The organism is Brevibacterium sp. 91QC2O2, from assembly GCF_024580695.1.
Lineage (GTDB): Bacteria > Actinomycetota > Actinomycetes > Actinomycetales > Brevibacteriaceae > Brevibacterium > Brevibacterium moorei.
The window spans coordinates 1-19,540 of the sequence record NZ_JANIJY010000036.1 but is presented as its reverse complement, the minus strand read 5'-3'; the positions used below and the strand labels follow the sequence as shown (position 1 = coordinate 19,540).

14 protein-coding genes and 1 pseudogene are annotated in these 19,540 nt (G+C 68.9%); 3 read left to right on the top strand and 12 right to left on the bottom strand.

The window, feature by feature from the left end; genetic code table 11:
- Positions 1–166 precede the first annotated feature (166 nt).
- Positions 167–2,731: a penicillin-binding transpeptidase domain-containing protein gene (locus NQ036_RS14915; RefSeq protein WP_257059894.1), complete on the bottom strand. Its 2,565-nt coding sequence runs from the start codon at positions 2,729–2,731 to the stop codon at positions 167–169.
- Between the two features lie 9 nt (positions 2,732–2,740).
- Positions 2,741–4,486 (bottom strand): AarF/ABC1/UbiB kinase family protein, encoded by a 1,746-nt coding sequence (locus tag NQ036_RS14910; protein ID WP_257059890.1) that lies wholly within the window; start codon positions 4,484–4,486, stop codon positions 2,741–2,743.
- A 157-nt stretch (positions 4,487–4,643) separates the two neighbouring features.
- Here NQ036_RS14910 and NQ036_RS14905 point away from each other — a divergent pair.
- Positions 4,644–5,786 (top strand): annotated as a pseudogene (locus tag NQ036_RS14905) (SulP family inorganic anion transporter); the annotation flags it as partial.
- A gap of 196 nt (positions 5,787–5,982) precedes the next feature.
- Here NQ036_RS14905 and NQ036_RS14900 read toward each other — a convergent pair.
- The 6 genes from NQ036_RS14900 to NQ036_RS14875 all read right to left on the bottom strand — a co-directional run bounded on the left by NQ036_RS14900 (position 5,983) and on the right by NQ036_RS14875 (position 12,851).
- On the bottom strand, positions 5,983–6,159 hold the full coding sequence (locus NQ036_RS14900; RefSeq protein ID WP_257048442.1) for a hypothetical protein: 177 nt from the start codon (positions 6,157–6,159) through the stop codon (positions 5,983–5,985).
- Positions 6,160–6,276: 117 nt separating this feature from the next.
- Positions 6,277–7,632, bottom strand: a complete 1,356-nt coding sequence (gene dnaB / locus NQ036_RS14895; protein ID WP_373456829.1) for a replicative DNA helicase — start codon at positions 7,630–7,632, stop codon at positions 6,277–6,279.
- A 155-nt stretch (positions 7,633–7,787) separates the two neighbouring features.
- Positions 7,788–9,260, bottom strand: coding sequence for a dihydrolipoyl dehydrogenase (gene lpdA / locus NQ036_RS14890; RefSeq protein ID WP_257048446.1), 1,473 nt, complete (start codon positions 9,258–9,260; stop codon positions 7,788–7,790).
- Positions 9,261–9,270: 10 nt separating this feature from the next.
- The gene (locus tag NQ036_RS14885; RefSeq protein WP_257059886.1) at positions 9,271–10,824 is read right to left on the bottom strand and encodes a 2-oxo acid dehydrogenase subunit E2; all 1,554 of its coding nucleotides are present in this window, start codon (positions 10,822–10,824) and stop codon (positions 9,271–9,273) included.
- A 1-nt stretch (position 10,825) separates the two neighbouring features.
- Entirely contained in the window at positions 10,826–11,842 is a 1,017-nt protein-coding gene (locus tag NQ036_RS14880) for an alpha-ketoacid dehydrogenase subunit beta (RefSeq protein ID WP_257059884.1), read from the bottom strand.
- A gap of 43 nt (positions 11,843–11,885) precedes the next feature.
- Entirely contained in the window at positions 11,886–12,851 is a 966-nt protein-coding gene (locus NQ036_RS14875; protein WP_257048449.1) for a thiamine pyrophosphate-dependent dehydrogenase E1 component subunit alpha, read from the bottom strand.
- A gap of 285 nt (positions 12,852–13,136) precedes the next feature.
- Between NQ036_RS14875 and NQ036_RS14870 the strand changes: the two genes are divergently transcribed.
- Positions 13,137–14,396: a helix-turn-helix domain-containing protein gene (locus tag NQ036_RS14870; protein WP_257048450.1), complete on the top strand. Its 1,260-nt coding sequence runs from the start codon at positions 13,137–13,139 to the stop codon at positions 14,394–14,396.
- Positions 14,397–14,467: 71 nt separating this feature from the next.
- Here the strand turns inward: NQ036_RS14870 and NQ036_RS14865 are convergent, their stop codons facing one another.
- Complete coding sequence (locus NQ036_RS14865) at positions 14,468–15,553, bottom strand: alkene reductase (RefSeq protein WP_257059881.1); 1,086 nt, start codon at positions 15,551–15,553, stop codon at positions 14,468–14,470.
- 74 nt (positions 15,554–15,627) lie between these two features.
- Positions 15,628–16,992 (bottom strand): MFS transporter, encoded by a 1,365-nt coding sequence (locus NQ036_RS14860; RefSeq protein ID WP_257059879.1) that lies wholly within the window; start codon positions 16,990–16,992, stop codon positions 15,628–15,630.
- 18 nt (positions 16,993–17,010) lie between these two features.
- Here NQ036_RS14860 and NQ036_RS14855 point away from each other — a divergent pair, with 18 nt between their 5' ends.
- The gene (locus tag NQ036_RS14855) at positions 17,011–17,406 is read left to right on the top strand and encodes a helix-turn-helix domain-containing protein (protein WP_257059876.1); all 396 of its coding nucleotides are present in this window, start codon (positions 17,011–17,013) and stop codon (positions 17,404–17,406) included.
- A 163-nt stretch (positions 17,407–17,569) separates the two neighbouring features.
- On the opposite strand, the gene NQ036_RS14850 is transcribed toward NQ036_RS14855, so the two are convergent.
- Together NQ036_RS14850 and NQ036_RS14845 are read right to left on the bottom strand one after the other, a co-directional pair.
- Complete coding sequence (locus tag NQ036_RS14850; RefSeq protein WP_257059874.1) at positions 17,570–17,848, bottom strand: glutaredoxin domain-containing protein; 279 nt, start codon at positions 17,846–17,848, stop codon at positions 17,570–17,572.
- A gap of 172 nt (positions 17,849–18,020) precedes the next feature.
- Positions 18,021–19,313, bottom strand: a complete 1,293-nt coding sequence (locus NQ036_RS14845; protein WP_257059872.1) for a M20 family metallopeptidase — start codon at positions 19,311–19,313, stop codon at positions 18,021–18,023.
- Between the last annotated feature and the right edge of the window lie 227 nt (positions 19,314–19,540).

The window sequence follows — 19,540 nt, the reverse complement described above, 5'->3', positions numbered from 1 at the left end:
ACAAGAGGAGTCACCGCGAAGGGATGCTCGATTATGTTGACTGCCGCCGGGATTTCCGGCCCCGCGAACCCGCTGGGCTGTCCTGGCGACAAGAGAAAACATTACACGACCCGCAACCCGGCCGCAAACCGGCTGAGCATGACGCTGCTCACACTCCCCTGCTCGCCTATTCGCCGTCCACCCCACGCAGGAAGTCGGCGGCGGCCGGTGCCGCGGCCGCGGCACCGAAGCCACCGTCCTCCACCAGGACGGAGAAGGCCAGATCGCCTTGGAAGCCGGCGAACCAGGAGTGCGTGCGCGGCGGATTCTCATCACCGTATTCGGCAGTGCCCGTCTTGCCGTAGACCTTGCCGCCCGGCACATTCTTCAGCTTCGTTCCGGTGCCCGTGGTGACGACCCCGCGCATCATCTCGCGCAACTGCTTGATCTGCCCGGCCGAAAGCTCCTTGCCATCGGCCCCACGCAGCGGACCGGATGCGTTTGCATCCGCGCCGGCCGCATCCGAAGACCCCGCGGATTCCGAACCGGTGGCCCCGGAGGACTCCCCCGCGGCTCCCAGGACCAACTGCGGAGCCACGGACTCGCCGCGCTTGATCGCCGCGGCCAGGGTCGCCACTCCCAAGGGGCTGGCCAGAACCTTGCCCTGCCCGATCATCGAGGCCGCGTGTTCGACCGCATCGTCACCGGTTGGCACGGCAGCGCCGAAGGACGGTACGCCGATCTGCGGATCGGTCATCCCGGTTGACTTCGCGACCTGCGCCAGACCGTCGCCCGGAATCTTCCCCGCCGAGGCGATGAAGGCGGTGTTGCAGGACTGGGCGAAGTCCTCGGCCAGGGTCGCTTTGCCCTGCACGTGGCCGTCGGAGTTCTTGAAGGTCTTGCCCTCGACTGTCGTCGTATCGGGGCAGGCGATCGCGTCGTCCGGGTTCGTCCCGCCGCCCAGCAGCGCGCCCGTGGTGACGATCTTGAACACCGAACCCGGCGCGTACCGGCCGGTCAGCGCCCGGTCGTAGGCTGCAGGGGCCTCGGCCGTCTGCTCGCCGGACTTGTCATCCGCCCTACCGTCGGCGGCCTTCGCCCCGGACTTCCCTGCGGCTTTCTGCGCCTGGGCCGCCGTCGGCACGGCGTTCGCCGCGGCAACCACGTGCCCGCTGCGCGTGTCCAACGCGACGATGGCCACCGCCTTGCCCGTCTTCTTCGCGGCGCGCGCCGCGGCGGCATCCGCCGGGTTCTGCACCCGCAGATCCAGGGTCGTGTGCACGTCCCCGCCATCGGCCCCGCCCAGGGTTCCCACCGTCGTGCCGACCGCACTGGTCCCGCCACCCTGGCTCAGCCGCACTGCGGGCTCGTCTCCGCTCAGGGCCGAGGCCTCGGCGTCCTTGGCGGGCCTGACCGTGACCGTGTAGCCCGGCCGGCCCCGCAGCTGCCCGTCGAAGGTCCGTTGCATCCCGCTCAGGCCGGCCTCATCGCCGGCCCGCAGCGCACCGCCGGATTTCTCGATCTGCTCGGCACTGGCCTGGCCGACCCGGCCCAGCACCGGCCCTGCCAAATCCTTCTCCACGCTCAGCGACCGGGTCGAGGTCCGAAACAGCGTCCCCGGCAGCGGCCGGATGGTCGTCGAGACCCGGTTGTAGTCACCGCGACGCAGCGTGATCACCGACAGGAACTGATCGCCGCGACCGGCCTTGTCCGCATCCTCGATCCGCTTACGCAGAGCCGGCCCATCGATGTCGAGCTCTTTGCCCAGAGTCTCCGTCAGCGACTTCACGTCCTCGACGCGCGAGGGCTGCACACCCACTTCCACGACCTCGGCGTCCTTCGTCAGTGGCTTGTCATCGGCTCCGAAGATCTGTCCGCGCGTCGCCGGCTGCGCCCGGGCGCTGAGCACGGTGTCCTTGCCCAAGGCGGGATACAGGGCGCTCGGCGCGGGAGAGGCCTTCCACCGGCCGCCCCGGCGCACCAGCCCCAGGTCGGTGGAGTAGGTCCAGGTGCCCTTTGCCGAGGTCCCGCTCGACCCGGCACCCGCTGCCCGGGCGGCTGCACCTTGGGCGAGCGCCGCTCGGGTGCCAGGGAGCGCACCGGCTGCGGAGTCGCCCGAGGCCGCGTCCGCGGCGCCGGATGTTCCCTCCGCGCTCGTCCAGGTCCAGGAGAGCAGGGCCGTCGCCCGGTCGCCGGAGCGCTGGACCTTCACCACGCGGACATCTTGTGCGCGCAGGCCCGGGCGCAGGTCCGCGAAGACCGCCGAGGCGGCATCGGCCTGGCCATCTGTGGCGAACAGGGACTGGTCGAAGGAACCGTCCTGAGCTTCGGCGGCGAACTCCTTGGCTACATGTGTCGGATTGAACGAGCTGCCCACCACCGCGATCCCACCGCCGGCGGCCAGGGCCACGACGACGACAGCGCCGCCCAAGATCCACAGCGCCCGGGGAACCCTTCGCCGGGGTCGACCGCCCCTGGCCCGGCGCAGGGCAGCGCGCCCAACCGGCTCCGAGCCTGTGGCCGGGGCCAGACCGTTGACCGGGCCCGAGGCCGGCTCCGGGCCGTTGGATGGATCCGAGTCGTTGGATGGATCCTGTGCTGCCGCGGGCACCGGCGCCCAGGGCTCGGGGAACACGGGGTCCGACGCATAGGGGTCGGAGGACTCGGCCTCCGCGGACTCGGTCTGCGCGAATTCGGGCCTGGGGGACTCGGGTTCCGGGGACTCGGGGATGTTGTCGCCAGTCACACTCATGGCCCCAGCCTAATCCCGACCGCCCCGCGCCAGCAGCGCATAGGCCAGGGGAACCAGCGAGCCGGACATGCAGACCACCCCGACGACGCGCGCGCCGGCACCCACGGCGGCGGTCCCGAAGAGCACGGCTCCGCCGATGAACAGACCGGCGAAGACGATCCCGGCCACTGCGCGGCGGGCCACACGCTCCAGCCCGCGCAGTTCCCGATCCACGCCCGGGGTCTGCACCGCCAGGTCGCCGGCCAAGATGACGCTCACCAGATCGTCGATCCGGCCCGGCAGGCGGACGAACATCCGCACTCCCGCGATGACCCGGTCCACCTGGTCCCGGGCGAAGTTCCCACCCTCCTCGCGCATCAACCGCAGGCCGTAGGGCCGCACCGCATCCCACATGTTGAACTCGTGGTCGAGTTCACTGCACAGTCCCGAGACGATCGAGACGGCGCGGAAGATCAGCAGGAAGTCCTCCGGCAGTTGGAAGGGCAGATCACGCAGCAGATCGCCGAACTCGGAGAAGAATTCGGCGAACTCGCGCTGGTCCTTCCGCTGCAACTGCGCGATGCTCAGGCCGCCGAAGCGTTCGAACAGCTCCGCGAGCGCCCGCTCGATCAGCCGCTTATCGGCACTCGGCAGCAGGACCCCCAACCGGTCCAGGCTGTCGACCAGTTCGCCCGGCCGCTCGCCTGCGAGCGCGATGGCAAAGTCCCGCACGGTGGCGCGCAGGGCCTCGGAGACCTCGCCCATCATGCCGAAGTCGATGAAGGTCAGGGCGAACCCGGGGTCCGGCGCGCCGAGGCCGCCGGTTCCCCCGCCCGCGCCACCGGTTCCACCGGCTTCGCCGCCCACCGTCCCGTCTGCGGTCGGGGTGACGAAAACGTTGCCCGGGTGCGGGTCGGCGTGGAAGAACCGGTGGACGAAGAACTGGTCGAGCATGACCGCGGCGAAGGCATCGGCGACCGCGTGCGGGTCGATCCCGGCGCGACGCAGTGCGGCCACGTCGTTGATCTTGATCGCGGTGACGTCCTCGAGGGTCAGGACCCGGCCGGTGCACAGGGACTGGGCGATCCGCGGCGTCTTCACCCGCGCGTCGGCGCGGAAGGCCGTGCGGAAACGGCGGGCGGCCGAGGCCTCCTGCCGGTAGTCGATCTCCTGCCGGCTGGTCGTGGCGAACTCCGCGATCAGGGCCGGCAGGTCCACCCGGGCGGAGACGGTGGGCAGGCGTCCGACGATACCTGCGACGCGGCGCAGAACCGCCAGGTCGACCTCGACGATGCGCTCGATGCCCGGCCGCTGGACCTTGACCACCACCTGCGACATCCCGTATGCCGCCGCCGGCCCGGGATGCAGCACGGCGCGGTGGGCCTGCCCCAGCGAGGCCGCGGCCAGCGGGCGCGCATCGAAAGCGGCGAACGCGATGGCCGGCGGGGCGCCCAGTTCGGCCTCGATGACGGCTGCGATCCGCTCGGCGGACACTGCGGGCGCTTCGTCCTGCAGGCTGGACAGCTCACCGGTGACCTGGGCCGGCAGCATGTCGAGCCGGGTGGAGAGGAACTGCCCCAGCTTGATCAGCAGACCTCCGTGGGCGGCGGCCAGGCGGTGGAAGCGGCGGGCCGCAGCACTCATCCGGCGCAGCCTGCCGCGAGCGGACAGGCGCCCCAGGCCCAGGCGCGGCAGCACCAGGTCGCACCAGAGGAGAGTCGTCATCAGGCGGACGGCGAAGGCCATGAGCCGCAGGTAGCGGAGGCTCGGGTTCATGGGGCCGAGGCTATCCCCGCTTCCTGATAGGAGTTCCACTACTAGGAGTTCCACTACTTAGCGAAATGTTGATTCTTGGCCGAATTCGCTGGATTTTCGACAGTTCGTCAAGTAGTGGAACTCCGGGGTGAGACGGGTGCCCGATAGAGTTCCACCTATGACCACTCCCGCACAGGCGACCTCGGTACTCGGGGCGCTTCGTAATCCGAAGTTATTGACTCGTGAGGTTCTGGCCGGGCTGGTCGTGGGACTCGCACTCATCCCCGAGGCCATTTCTTTCTCCATCATCGCCGGCGTCGACCCGAAGGTCGGACTGTTCTCCGCCTGCGTGATGGCCGTGGCGATCGCCTTCGTGGGCGGACGGCCCGCGATGATATCCGCGGCCACGGGTGCCGTGGCCCTGGTGATCGCACCGGTGATGCGCGAGCACGGCCTGGACTACCTGATCGCGACGGTGCTGCTGGCCGGCGTCCTGCAGATCGTTCTGGGCGCCTGCGGGGTCGCCAAGCTCATGCGCTTCGTGCCACGCTCGGTGATGACAGGCTTCGTCAACGCCCTGGGCATCATGCTCTTCACCGCCCAGCTGCCCAATCTGATCGGCGTGCCGTGGGCCGTCTATCCCCTGACCGTCCTCGGCATCCTCGTCATCGTGTTCTTCCCCAAGATCACCAAGGCGGTGCCCGCTCCCCTGGTGTCGATCGTCATCGTCACGGCCGTGACCCTGGTGTTCGCGTTCCAGGTGCCCACCGTGGGCGATATGGGCGAGCTGCCGCGCAGCCTGCCGACCCTGTTCATCCCCGATGTGCCGCTGAACTTCGAGACCCTGCGGATCATCGGGCCCTACGCACTGGCGATGGCCCTGGTGGGGCTGATGGAGTCGCTGATGACCGCGACCCTGGTCGACGAGATCACCCATACCGGCTCGAACAAGACCAGGGAGTCCTGCGGCCAGGGCATCGCGAACATCCTCTCTGGCTTCGCCGGCGGCATGGGCGGATGCGCCATGATCGGGCAGACGATGATCAACGTGAAGTCCTCGCACGCCAGGACCCGGATCTCGACCTTCCTGGCCGGTGTCTTCCTGCTGATCCTGGTGGTGGTGTTGGGCGATGTCGTGGGCCGCATCCCGATGGCCGCGCTGGTGGCGGTCATGGTGATGGTCTCCGTCGGCACCTTCGATTGGCGCTCGATCCGCCCCTCGACCCTCAAACGCGCCCGCAAGCGTGAGACCGCGGTCATGGTGGTCACCGTGATCCTGGTGCTGGCCACGCACAACCTGGCCGTCGGCGTGATCGTCGGCAGCCTGCTCAACCTGGTGATCGGCCGGCTCCGAGGCGAACTGGGCGGGGAGCCCCGCTAGCCGTCCCGCTGGACGCCGGGGCCGAGGTCCGCAGACGACAATGCCCGGTCCTTTGACGGGACCGGGCATTGTCTGTGCTTCGGCTGTGCGGGCGCCCCGGCTGACCTGGGTCAGCGGCGCATCCGGCGCGCTCACCTCAGTGGCTGCGGGCCTCCAGCGGATCGGCGTAGTGCACGGGGTGGTTACCGTGGTTGAAGAACACGCGGCGCAGACCCTCGAAGATCCAGGCGATGGCGAACACTACCGCGCCTGCGACGACGACGAGCAGGCCTGCCGCGATGATGGCGACGATGAACGCGATCAGTGCGTACATACTGGGGCTCCATTCCATGGGAGTGGGTGGATATATTGATTCTGCTGCGATTCTACCCCGCGTAGTGGCATCGGCGCACACGCTCCCGCCGCTGCTCTCCACTCGTGGGCCGAGGCCTCAGCTGGGCATGTTCGCGAACCGGCTGCGGGAGCCCTGGAAGGCCACCGTGATGTCCCCGGTCGGACCGTTACGGTGCTTTGCCACCATGATGATGGCCTCGCCGGCGTGCGGGGACTCCGGATCGTACATGTCCTCACGGTGGATCAGCAGGACCATATCGGCGTCCTGCTCGATCGAACCGGATTCGCGCAGGTCGGAGACCATGGGCCGCTTGTCCGTGCGCTGTTCGGAGGAACGGTTGAGCTGCGAGAGCGCGATGACGGGGACCTCGAGCTCCTTGGCCAGCAGCTTGAGCGAACGGGAGAACTCCGAGACCTCCTGCTGGCGCGACTCCACCCGCTTACCCGATGACATCAGCTGCAGGTAGTCGATGACCACCATCTTCAGATCATGCTGCTGTTTGAGCCGGCGGCACTTCGCGCGGATCTCCGCCAGGGCCATATTCGGCGAATCGTCGATGAACAGCGGCGCATCGTTGATCCGGCCCATGGTGTCGGCCAGTTTCGTCCAACCACCCCGCTCATCGTCGAGGTTGCCGCGCCGCAGCGACTGCAGCGGAATGCCGGATTCGGCCGAGAGCAGGCGCATGGTCAGTTCCAGGCGCCCCATCTCCAAGCTGAAGATGACGGTGGCCTGGCCGTGGGCGATCGCCGCCGAGCGCACCATGTCCAGTGCCAGGGTCGACTTGCCGACGCCGGGGCGGGCGGCGATGACGATCATCTGGCCGGGGTGCAGGCCGTTGGTCAGCTCGTCGAATTCGGTGAAGCCCGTGGGCACGCCCGAGGTCTCCCCGTCGTGGTCGCCGGCGCGTTCGATCTCCTCGACCGTGGGCCCCAGGACCTCGGACAGGCGGATGTAGTCCTCTGCGGTTGAACGCTCCGTGACCTGGTAGATCTCCGACTGCGCGCGGTTGACCAGGTCGTCGGTGTCGCCCTCGGCGTCGTAGCCCATCTGCACGATCCGGGTGCCGGCCTCCACCAGGCGGCGCAGCACCGCCTGTTCGCGCACGATGTTCGCGTAGAAGCCCGCGTTCGCCGCGGTCGGCACCGAGGAGATCAGCGTGTGCAGATAGGCCGCACCGCCGATCCGCGCCAGGTCGCCGGTCTTCGACAGCGCATTGGCCACCGTGACGGCATCGGCCGGTTCGCCGCGCGCATAGAGGTCCATGACGACGTCGTAGATCGTCTCGTGCGCCGGCTTGTAGAAGTCGTCGGCGTGCAGGTTCTCGACAACATCGGCGATCGCGTCCTTCGACAGCATCATGCCGCCCAGCACGCTCGCCTCGGCCTCCAGGTCCTGCGGGGGCGTGCGCAGGCCGGCTTCGGCCCTCTGCCAGTTGTCGGTTTCGCTCATGATCATCAAGATTAGTGCACGGAGCCGAGGCCCCGCGCAGCGCCCACACGAGCACACCGCCGGCTGTCCCGCGCCACTGCCGCGCCACGCAGAGCAGGCGATTCAGTCTGGAACCCCTGCGGATTCTCAGACCAAATCGCCTGCCATTCAACCGCCTAGAGCGTGTTGACCGGGCGGCCCAGGGCCGCCATGAGCGACTCGTGCACGACCTCGGACTTCGAGGGATGCGGCAGGATCGCGCGGACGAAGGCGTCGGCGGACATGTCTCCGGCGTGGGACACGGCCAGCATGCCGATCAGCTCCGTCATCCCCTCCCCCACCAGGGTCGCGCCCAGGATCTCATGGGTGTCGCCGTCGATGAGGACTTCGCCGAAGCCCTCGGTCTGGCCCGTGCCCAATGCCCTGCCGTTCTCCGCCAGGCGCACCGGACGCGCCACCACCGGATGGCCTGCTGCGCCGGCCTGCTCACGCGACAGGCCGATGCTGGCGACCTCCGGCGTGGTGTAGGTGCAGCGCGGGACCCAGGAGCGCCAGTCGGCGTCCACCGGTTCCCGGTCGAAACCGGCCAGGGCGTCGACGCAGCGCAGGGCCTCGGCGCTGGCCTTGTGGGCCAGCATCGGACCGCCGGAAACGTCACCGATCGCGTAGAGTCCCCAGACCTTGGTCCGGCAGTACTCATCGGTTTCGATGAACCCACGCCCATCGACGATGCCGAAGGGCTCCAGGCCCAGGCCCGCGCTGTTGGGCGCAACGCCCACGGCCAGCAGGACCTTCTCAGCCGACACCTGTTGTTCGGTGCCGGCCGCGTCCGTATAGTGCACGACCGCGCTGGTCGTCCCGTCCGCGGCCACGTCCGCCACCTCGACGGAGCCCACGCGCACCCCGGCAGCCGCGGTGATGCCGCGGGACCGGAAGTTCTTGGCCACCACATCGGAAGCCTCAGCGGACTCGCCCGGCAGCACATGAGGCAGGGCCTCCAACAGCGTCACCTGCGATCCCAGGTCCGCATACAGGGACGCGAACTCGCTGCCGATCGCACCGGAGCCGATGACGACCAGGGACTCGGGCACGTGGTCGGGCACCAGGGCCTGCCGGTACGTCCAGATGGTCTGTCCGTCCGGTTCGATGCCAGGCAGGCCGCGGGGACCCGCACCGGTGGCCACGATGATGTGGTCGGCGCCCAGCAGACGGGGCTTGCCCCCGCCCACCGCGGCGCCGTCGGCACCGGGGTTCAGCGTGACGCTGACCTGGCCCTTGTCCGCGATCGTCGCCTCGCCCGCAATCACCGTGACTCCGGCCGCGCCCATCAGCGCACCCACCCCACTGGTCAACTGCCCGGAGGTGGAACGCGAATGGGCGACGAGCTTGGCCACGTCGATCGCCGGTGCGGCATCCGTCAGGACGCCGAACTGGGCGGCCGAACGGATGGTGCGGGCGACCTCGGCGCCGTGCAGCAGTGCCTTGGTGGGGATGCAACCCCAGTTCAGGCAGATGCCACCCAGTTCCGCCTTCTCCACCAGGGCCGTTTTCAGGCCCAGGCGGCCGGCCCGCCCGGCGGCCACATAGCCGCCGGGACCGGCGCCGATGACGATGACGTCATAGCGGTCGTCGGGATGAATCTCAGTCATGATTCCCCCTTCAGGCGAAGATCAGCGCGGGCGTTTCGAGGATCGTGCGCAACTGCGCCATGAACCTCGCGGCCAGGGCCCCGTCGATGACGCGGTGGTCGCTCGTCAGGGTCAGCGGCAGGATCGTCGCGGCCACCGGAGCGCCCTGGGCGTCGGGCACGAAGCGCTTGGCGCCGGCGGCCACGGCCAGGATCGCAGCCGAGGGCGGGTTGATGATGGCGTCGAAGGACGACACCCCGAACATGCCCAGATTGCTGATCGTGAACGTCCCGCCCTGGAACTCGTCGGGCTTGAGAGTCCCGGCCTTGGCGCGGGTCGCCAGGTCGCCGGTGACCGCTGAGATGTCCGTGATCGACCGGGTGTCAGCATGCGTGACGATCGGGGTGATGAGCCCCTCGTCGGTCGCCACGGCAACGGCCACGTCCGCATGCGCGAACTGCCGGATCACCTGGGCGGCCGAATCGTACTGCACGTTGACCTCCGGCACCGCGACCAGGGCCTTGGCCACAGCGGCGACGACCAGGTCGTTGACCGAGACCCGCACGTCCAGTCGCGAGTCGTTGATCTCCTTGCGCAGCGCCAACAGCTTGTCGATGTTCGCATCGATGCTCACGCGGAACGCCGGGGAATCCAAGTAGGACTCCTTCAGACGCGTCGCGATGACCTTGCGCATCGCCGACATCGGAACCTCCGTGGCGGGGTTCCCGGCATCGGCGACCGGAGCCGCAGTGCCGGCAGCCGCGGCCGAGGCCTGGGCTGCTGCCGATCCCGTGCCGTGGAGGTGCCAGTCGGCGGCCTCCACGTCGTAGACCGTGACGCGTCCGTGCTTGCCGGTGGGCCGGGCGTCGAGCAGGTTGACGCCCAGTTCGGCGGCGCGGTCGCGCGCTCGTGGGGTCGCCGCGACTGCGCTGTCATCGCGCTTGGCTGCGACCTGTCCGGTCCGCGGCAGGTCGTTGCCGAAGGGCAGCGACCCACCGGCTGCGGTGACGGCGTCCTGCAGGTCCGTGACCGTGACCCGGCCGCCGCGGCCGGTGGCCTCGACCTTGGACAGGTCGATGCCGTGCTTTTCGGCCAGGTCCGCTGCGTGCGGGGTGGCCGGCGCGTTCGGATCGAAGGTGCCCTTGAGTGCCGCCGGGACGGTGACCGCTCCTGGCTTGGGCGCCGCGGGTGCTGCGGCCGGAGCCGCAGGGGCCGAGGCCACCGGTGCGGCAGCGGGCGCCGCTGCCGGGGTAGCCGCGGGTGCGGCCGATGCGGCTGGGGCCTCGGCTACGGCGGGAGCGGCGTAGCCGGCGATGGCCTCGTCGATCTCACTGTCCGGGGTGCCGGCCGGAGCCACCACCGCGACCAGGGAGCCCACCGGCAGGGTCGAGCCGAGCTCCATCACCTGGCGGGCCAAGACGCCGTCGCCCGGGGCCTCGAGCTCACCGGAGATCTTGCTGGATTCCAGGGTTGCGATGGGGGTTCCCTCGGTGACCTCCTGGCCGGCGTCGACCAGCCATTCGGTGAGGGTTCCCTCCTCCATCGTCATGCCCCATTTCGGGACTTCCAGTGCGTGGATGGACATATCAGGCCTCCACAACGGCGCGGATTGCGGCTTCGATCTTCGCCGGTCCCGGGATCCACTCCTGCTCCAGGGAATGCGCGAAGGGCACGGGGGAATGCGGCGGGGTGACCAGCTGGACCGGGGCCTTGAGCGAATCGAAGGCCTTGGATGCGGCGAGCGCTGCGATGTCGTGGGCGAAGCCGCAGCGGGCCGCGGATTCGTCGACGACGACCAGGCGGCCGGTGGCGGCGACGGATTCCAGGATCCCGTCCTCGTCCAGCGGGCTGGTGGTCCGCGGGTCGACGACCTCGACGCTGATGCCCTCGGCGGCCAGTTTGTCGGCCACGCCGTTGGCGAAGTTCACGCAGTTGGCCAGGGCCACGACGGTCACGTCTGTGCCGCGCCGCGGGTAGGCGGCCACGCCCAGCGGGATCGTGTAGGACTCGTCGGGCACCTCGGTCTTCATGTCGTACATGGCCTTGTGCTCGCAGAAGATGACGGGGTCGTCATCGCGGATGCTCTCCAGCAGCAGGCCGCGGGCATCGTAGGCGTTGGACGGAACGACGACCTTCATGCCGGCCGTGGAGGTGAACAGGTGGTAGGGCGAGGCCGAATGCTGGGCGGCCGCACCCACGCCCGCGCCGATGATGCCGCGCATCACCATGGGGGTGGTCGCCTTGCCGCCGAACATGTAGCGGAACTTCGATGCCTGGTTCCAGATCTCGTCGTAGCAGACACCGAAGAAGTCCATGAACATCAGTTCGGCCACCGGGCGCAGACCGGTGACGGCCGAACCCGCCGCCATGCCGATGATCGCCGACTCCGTGATCGGGCAGTCGATGACGCGGTCATCGCCGAACTCCGTCCACAGGCCCTGGGTCACGCCGAACACACCGCCGAAGGCCTCGACGGTGGGGTCGGGGTTCGACCCGCCCTTGCCGCCACGCAGGTCCTCGCCCATCAACACGACGTCCTTGTCTTCGCGCATCGCATCGGCCATTGCGGCCCGGATCGCCTCGCGGAAGCTCATTGCAGTCATTTTTCACTCACTTCGCTGTGGTTTGGATTGCCGGGTTGGGGACTCAGTAGGACAGGTAGACGTCGGTGTCGACTTCGGACGGGTCCGGTTCGGCAGCCGCCCTGGCATCCGCCACCGCCTGGTCGACCAGGTCGATGTTGGACGCGTCGATCTCATCGAGTTCAGCCGCGTCCACGGTGCCCGCGGCCTTGTCGCGGAAGATCTGCAGCGGATCCTTCGACGCCTTCTGCGCGGCCAGCTGCTCCTGGGTGCGGATCAGGCCGGGGTCGCCCTCGAAGTGTCCGTAGAAGCGGATGGCCGATGCCTCGATGGCCGACGGGCCGCCACCGGCGCGGGCCCGGCCCACGGCTTCGCCCGCGGCGGCGTACATATCGAAGAAGTCCGAACCGTCGACGCTGAGCACCGGCAGGCCGAAGCCCTCCGCACGGGCGGCGATCGACTTGGCGCCGATCGAGAAGTCCGCGCCGGTGGCCTCGCCGATGCCGTTGTTCTCGAAGACGAACACGATGGGCAGCTGCAGTGCCACCGCCATGTTCATGGCCTCGAAGGTGGTGCCCTGGTTGGAGCCGCCGTCGCCGGTGAAGGACACCGCGACGTTTCCCTCACCGCGGTACTTCGCGGTCAGGGCCGCGCCGATGGTCAGGGGCGGGCCACCGCCCACGATGCCGTTGGCACCGAGCATGCCCACGGACAGGTCCGCGATGTGCATGGACCCGCCCTTGCCGTGGCACAGGCCGTCGGCGCGGCCGAAGATCTCGAACATCATCGAGCGGACGTCACTGCCCTTGGCGATACAGTGTCCGTGTCCGCGGTGGGTGGAGGCGATCTTGTCCGCCGGCGTCAGGTGTTCGCAGATGCCGGTTGCGATGGCCTCTTCACCCGCGTACAGGTGGATGAAGCCGGGGATGTCGCCGGTTGTGTTCTCCTTGTGGAGCCGGTCCTCGAAGGCGCGGATCTTCGACATCTTGTCGTACGCGCCCAGCAGCTGCTCGCGGCTGAGATCGGTCATTTCGGTCCCTCACTTCCTCGTGTGGTCAAGGGTTGGGATCACCGTACGCGTGAGCACTGACACAGCACCAGCAACAGAATGTTTCGTGTGCTGAGATTCCCGTGTTCACTGGGGAAGAGGGCCTTTGCAACGCATTGCAACGCTGTTATCGTCCTCTACATAAGGTAGACATCACATACGGATTCACATGTGGAGGACGACGGGAGGACGAGGCCGCGGCGGGGCCCGCACCGACCGCCCGGGTTCGTTTCCGATCCGATACCGCCAGGCGCGGAAGGCACAGCGATGAGGCAGACGCCACAACCCGAGTACGCACTACCCTTCGACGAGGACCCCAGCGAGTACGCCCGTGTGCTGGCCGAGGTCCACCAGGCGATCCGCTGCGGCGGCAGGCCCCCGGCCAAACCCCGTCCGGTGATCGACAGGTCGTGGAAGCGGATGCTGCGCGGCGGGGTGCCGGTCGACCACCGCGACCCCAGGATCGACGAGTCCCGCGTCGCCCAGGACAGGGCGAGGCTACTGACCAGCTATGGGGACGCCTCGGCCACGGTACTGGCCCAGGTGGACGCGGCGCTGGCACCGGCTCTGTCCGATTCGCGGCTGATCGGCGTGGTGTCCACTCCGGATTCCCGGATCATCCACCGGATCGGGGACAGACCGGCCCTGGGCAGCGCCGATTCCCTGGGTTTCGTCGAGGGCGCGGATTGGGCGGAGCAGTCCGTGGGCACCAATGCGATCGGGGTGGCGGCGCTGATGGGCGGGCCGGTGCAGATCCTGGGCCCGGAGCACTGGTGTTCCAGTCACCATGGATGGAGCTGCTCCGCAGCGCCCGTGCGCGATCCCGCGACAGGGCAGATCCTGGCCATCATCGATGTGTCCGGACCCGTGGCCACCGCCCATCCGGCGATCCTGGGGATGGTGCAGGCGCTGACCGGGCAGATCGAGTTCATGTTGCGCGACGCCCACCACCGCAGGCTGGCCAAGCTGCGGGCGGCGGGCCCGCGCCGTGGCGGTTTCACCCCGCTGTCGGGTTTGGGCGCGGGCGGCTCCATGAGCGCCGGCGGCGCCGCGGGGTCCGGACGATGGGTGCTGTGCGATCCGTGCGGCTGGGTCGCCGATTCCTCCGGTGTCGAGGTCGGTGAACAGTTGAACCTGGGCGTGGGCCTGGTAACGGGGCGGACCGTGCTGCGCGGCCTGGGGGCAGTCGAGGTCCACCGCAGCGGCGCCGGGGTTCTGGTCGTCCCGCTGGAGCACGGGCAGCCGACCGCCGAGTACGCTCTGGACTTCTCCGCGGGCGCCCTGACGGTGACGGCCGCCGGCGAGGCCATCACCCAGTCGGTCTGTCCCCGGCACGCGGAACTGTTGCGCGCCCTACGGGATTCCACCGTGCCCTTGAAGGCCGAGGCCCTGTCCGAGCAGGTGTGGGGCGGCACCGTGACGCCGGTGACCGTGCGCGCGGAGATCAGCCGGCTGCGCAAGCGCTTCCCCGATTTGGTCTCGGGCTCCCCCTACCACCTGTTGGCCGACCTCAGCATGGTTGGCTGAAACGACCCCGGCTGGGGGCACACTCCGACTGAAACGGCCCGGCCGGGCGACGTTTCGCCGGGCCACCGTAGTCACATCTCAGCCCGGGTCAGCGTCGGGTAGTCGATGTAGCCGTGTGCGCCACCGGTGTAGAGGGTCGACGGGTCGAGGTCATTCAGTGGCGCACCCGTGCGCAGACGCTCCACGATGTCCGGATTCGCCAGCGCGAACCGGCCCAGCGGGGCGATATCGGCCAGTCCCCTGTCGATATCGGTAGCGATCCCCTCGCGCTCGCGCCCGTAGCGGACGACGAGCACCGCGCTCGGCCACACCCGGCGGAACGAGGCCAGGAGTTCATCGTCGCCCAGGTGGTGCACGTGCAGGTAGGCGAGGCCCAACTGTGCGAGCTCGCCGACGAGGTAGCCGTATTGGGCGCGCACGGCCTCGGCCCCACCTTCGTCGAGTCCCCCGAGCGGGAACCCAGGAGAAATGCGGATGCCGGTACGGTCGGCCCCGATCTCATCGGCAACCGCTCGGGCGACCTCGATGGACAGCCGGGCCCGGTTCTCAATCGACCCACCGTATTCGTCGGTGCGCTGGTTCGCATTGGGCGCCAGGAACTGGTGTAGCAGGTAGCCATTCGCCGCATGGACTTCCACCCCATCGGCTCCCGCGGCGATCGCGGACGCCGCCGCGTGCCGGAACTCGCCGATCACATCCTGGATTTCCGCCGCCGACAGCTCACGCGGGACCGGCGTCCGCTTCGGGCCCCTGGCGGTGTACATCTCCTGTTCGGCCGATATCGCCGAGGGCGCGACCGGCCGGCGGTGGTGCGGCGTGTTGTCCGGGTGCGACATGCGCCCGACGTGCATCAGCTGGATGAACAGACGGCCACCCTTCTCATGGACCGCACCGGCGACTGTGCTCCAGCCGGCGATGTGTTCCGGCGTGTAGATGCCGGGGGTGTTCATATACCCCTGCCCGTCGGCCGACGGCTGGGTGCCCTCGGTGATGAGCAGGCCCAGCGAGGCGCGCTGTCCGTAGTACTCGGCGGCGAGCGCGCCCGGCGTTCCGTCGGGATTCGCCCGGTTGCGGGTCATGGGCGCCATTGCCAGGCGGTGTGCGAGCTCAATGCGGCCCAGGGTGAAGGGCTGCCAGAGGTTTTCGAGATCGGTCATGGTGGGTGTCTCTCCTTGAGTTCGACGGTGTGTTGTGTGATTTGCGGGCTGGGCTCAGGGCCCGGATGCTGGGCTCAGGACCCCGGCTTCCGGGTTCGGATGAGGATCCGCATCACGATCAGCAGCGCGCCGAGGGCCGTGAGCCCCGCGGCCACGAATACCGCGGTGCTCCAGCCGCTCACGATGTCCTGGGTCGTGGCCGTCGCGATGATTGTGAACAGGGTGATGCCGCAGGCGGCCCCCAGATAGCGGGCGGTGTTGTTCGCACCGCTGCCCGTGGCCGCATGGTCGGCTGGCACGCTGGCCACGGCCTCCCGCCCCAGGGTGGAGTTGAGAAGGCCACTCGTGATGCCGACGAGAACCATCGGCAGGATCAAGCGCGGCACGGATCCGGCGCCCACCCCGGTCAGCATGGCCCCGGCCGTCAGCGCCAACAGGACGGCGACCGGCCACGGTCCTTCCAAGGGGAAGGGGAGCCAGCGCACGGCGACCGCGGTGAAGGTGCTCGTGATCGCCCACACCAGCGGCGGCAGGCTTGCCAGTTGGAGCGAGGCTCCGAATCCCGATTGGGCGACAGTCGGGAGGAAAGACGTCATCCCAATGGTCCCGACTCCCACGGTCAGCGCGCCGATGGTGGCGGACAGGAAGCGGGGATCGCGTAGCAGGCCCGGTTCGAGGAGCGGGTGGCGCACCCGCTCCTCGACGATTCCCAGGGCGGCGAGGACGCCCAGGGCGGACAGCGCGAGGACGATGAACGATACGGTGACCCCGTGGCGCAGTTGGGTGATGGCGGCCACCAGGAGCACGATGCCGACGACCAGCAGTGACAGGCCGGGGACGTCGATGGGGCGCACCTTCGCGGCGCGCGAGGCGGGCAGTGTCACGCGTGTGCCTGCGAGCAGGATTGCGCCGGCCAGCGCCGTCACCACGTAGTTCGACCGCCAGCCGACGCCGAGGTCCAGGAGCATTGCCAGGAGGGAACCGCCTGCGATGCCGGCTCCGATGCTGGCTCCCCAGATCGATGTGGCGTGCGCCCGCTGGGCTCCTGCGGCGTAGGAGTGGGCCAGAACGGCCAGGCCGCAGGCGATCACGGCGGCGCCGCCGAATCCCTGCAGGATGCGCGCACCGATCAGAATCCCCGGGTTCCACGCCACGGCGCACCCCAGCGCGCCGACTGCGATGGCCGACAGGCCGGCAGCGTAAACGCCGCGGCGCCCGAATCGGTCGCCCAGCAGGCCCGTGGCGAGCAGGCCGCCGGCCAGTCCCACGCTCATTGCGCTCAGTATCCAGGCCCGGGCCGATGTCCCGGCTCCGAGGTCCCCGGCGGTAGACGGCAACGTCGCCATCGGCGTCACATAGGTCACCAGCACCAGGGCCGTTCCCAAGGCGATGGGGAGCAGGGGCCTCTCGGTCCAGTTTGGTTTGATTCTCAAACTCATGGGGGTAGCATACCAGCCATGGCAACGATTGTTCCGCTCTCCGACCTGCCGGGTCGCCCCTGTCCGATCGCGGCCTCTTTGGAGCTCGTCGGCGAACGATGGGCCCTGTTGGTCATCCGCGAGATCGCCATGGACAATCACCGCTTCTCCGAGATCGTGCGCGGCACCGGCGCTCCCCGCGACCGGATTGCCGCCCGGCTCAAGACTTTGGAGTCCGAGGGCATCGTCATGCGCCGCAAGTGCCCGGATTCGCAGCGCCACACCTATCATCTAACCGAGGCGGGGGCGGACCTGATCCCCGTGCTCAACGCACTCCTGGAGTGGGGCCAGCACCATGCGGTGGCCCCCGACGACCCCAAGCGGAAGGAACAGTATCCCCCGCTTGCCGAACCGGTGACTGAGCTCAACCCATAGCCCGCATACCGCACACATACGAGGCACATATACAACGCACATACGAAAACGGCCCCGCTCCCATCAAGACGATGGGAGCGGAGCCGAGACCCGGTCAACCGGGCCGATAGCGCTGACAGCGCGCGGATCGAGCCAGGTGCGGATCGATCAGGCCAGAGCCGGATCAGGCCAGTGCGGCCAGCTTCTCCTTGACCTGGGCCGCGGACGGATTCGTCTGCGTGGTGCCGTCGATGTAGAGCAGCGTGGGCACGGTCTGGTTACCACCATTGGCGGTCTCCACGACCTTGGCGCCATTGGCGATGTCCTCGATGTTGACCTCGTTGATCTCGATACCGGCCTGGGCCAGCTGCGGCTTCAGGCGCTTGCAGTACCCGCACCAGCTGGTGGTGAACATCGTGACCTTGCCGGCCTCCGGCAGGAATTCCTCAACCTCAGTGCTCATCGGCACCCTCCTTCATCTGGATGATCTTTCGACATCAAGCCGTCACCGGCACAACCGCGCGGCGGCACCGGCTATTCCCCGCGCAGCCTATTTCCACCACCGCCTGCCCCGACGCCGGTACCCCGGCTCGGACCGCGCCGGCGGCCCCGCGTTCCACGTGGAACGCGGCACCTCAGCCCTGTGCGGCCTCGACACAGCCCTGTGCGACCTCGGCGCGCAGGCGCTGGGTGGCCAGGTGTGCGAGCACCGCGGCCTGGTCGCCCAGCACAGAATCATCGAAGACGACGTAGGGCGAATGATTGTCCGCCTGCTTGTCTTCGGGCACATCGGCGCGTTTGGCGCCCAGCATCATGTACGTGCCGGGCACTTCGTCCAGCACATAACTGAAGTCCTCGCTGGGCATCACCGGGTCGGCCAGGGTGCGCATCCGCGCCTCACCCAGCAAGCCGCGCACCTGGTCCATCGCCCAAACCGTCTCGGCCTCGTCGTTGACCGTCACGGGGTACTTCACCTGGAAGTCCACCTTGGCCGTGCACCCGTGGGCGGCGGCGATTCCGGCGGCCAGGCGGTCGACCTCGGTCTGCATGGTGGCCAGGGCCTCGGCGGAGAACACGCGGATCGTCGCACCCAGCGTGGCCGAGGCCGGGATGACGTTGACCGCGTCCCCTGCGGACAACTGCGTGACCGACATGACCACGGGGTCGAAGACGTCGAAGCGGCGCGAGACCATGTTCTGCAGCGCCAGCACCAGCTCCGCCAGTGCGGGCACCGGGTCGCGGGACTCATACGGCTTGGACCCGTGGCCGCCGGCGCCGTTGATGGTCACGTGCAGGATGTTCGAGCCCGACTGCAGGATGCCAGGCTTGGTGTGCAGGATCCCGGCCTCGCGGACCTCGACGTGGACGCCGAAGGCCGCGACCACCCGCGGGCCCGCTGCCTCCAGCACGCCCTCCTCGATCATGATCGGGGCGCCGCCGGGATCCTCCTCCCCCGGCTGGAACATGAAGACGACGTCGCCGGGCAGCTGGTCGCGGTGCGCGGCCAGCAACCGGGCCGCACCCACCAGGCCCGAGGTGTGCAGGTCGTGACCGCACGCGTGCATGTTTCCGTTGAGCGACTTGAAGGGCTCATCGGTCAGCTCGGTGACCGGCAGGCCATCCATGTCCCCGCGCAACAGCACGGCCGGCGCGGTGGCGGTAGCGGCCTCGGCGGCCGAGGCCCCTGCCGCACTGTCCGCGGGCCGATCCGGGTGGGTGCCGCGCAGCACCGCGGTCACGGAACTCAGCCCTTTGCCCAGAGTGATCTCCAGGCCCGCGGATTCGCGCAGGGGCTCCAGGGCCTCGAGCACCTTGGCCTGAGTGCCGGGCAGGTCCAGGCCCGTCTCCGGCTCGGCGTGAAGCCTACGGCGCAGGTCCTGGAGTTCGGGCAGCAGGGCCGCGGCCTCGGCCACGTAGTCGACGGTCATCTGCGGGTCCTTTCGGTTGAACGGCGGTATCTGAGTCGTTGAGCAGTCACTTTGGTCCGATGCCCCTTCGATTTGCAGTCACTTTGGTCCGAGAATTCGCCGGCGGTCTCAAGGTGCTAGTGCAACACCCTTCCCAGGAGGGGCGTATGCCATACATCGCAGTGAACTACTCGAACCAGGAATGGTCCGAGGTGCTTAACGAGATCGTTCGGGGAATTCCTGTCGCC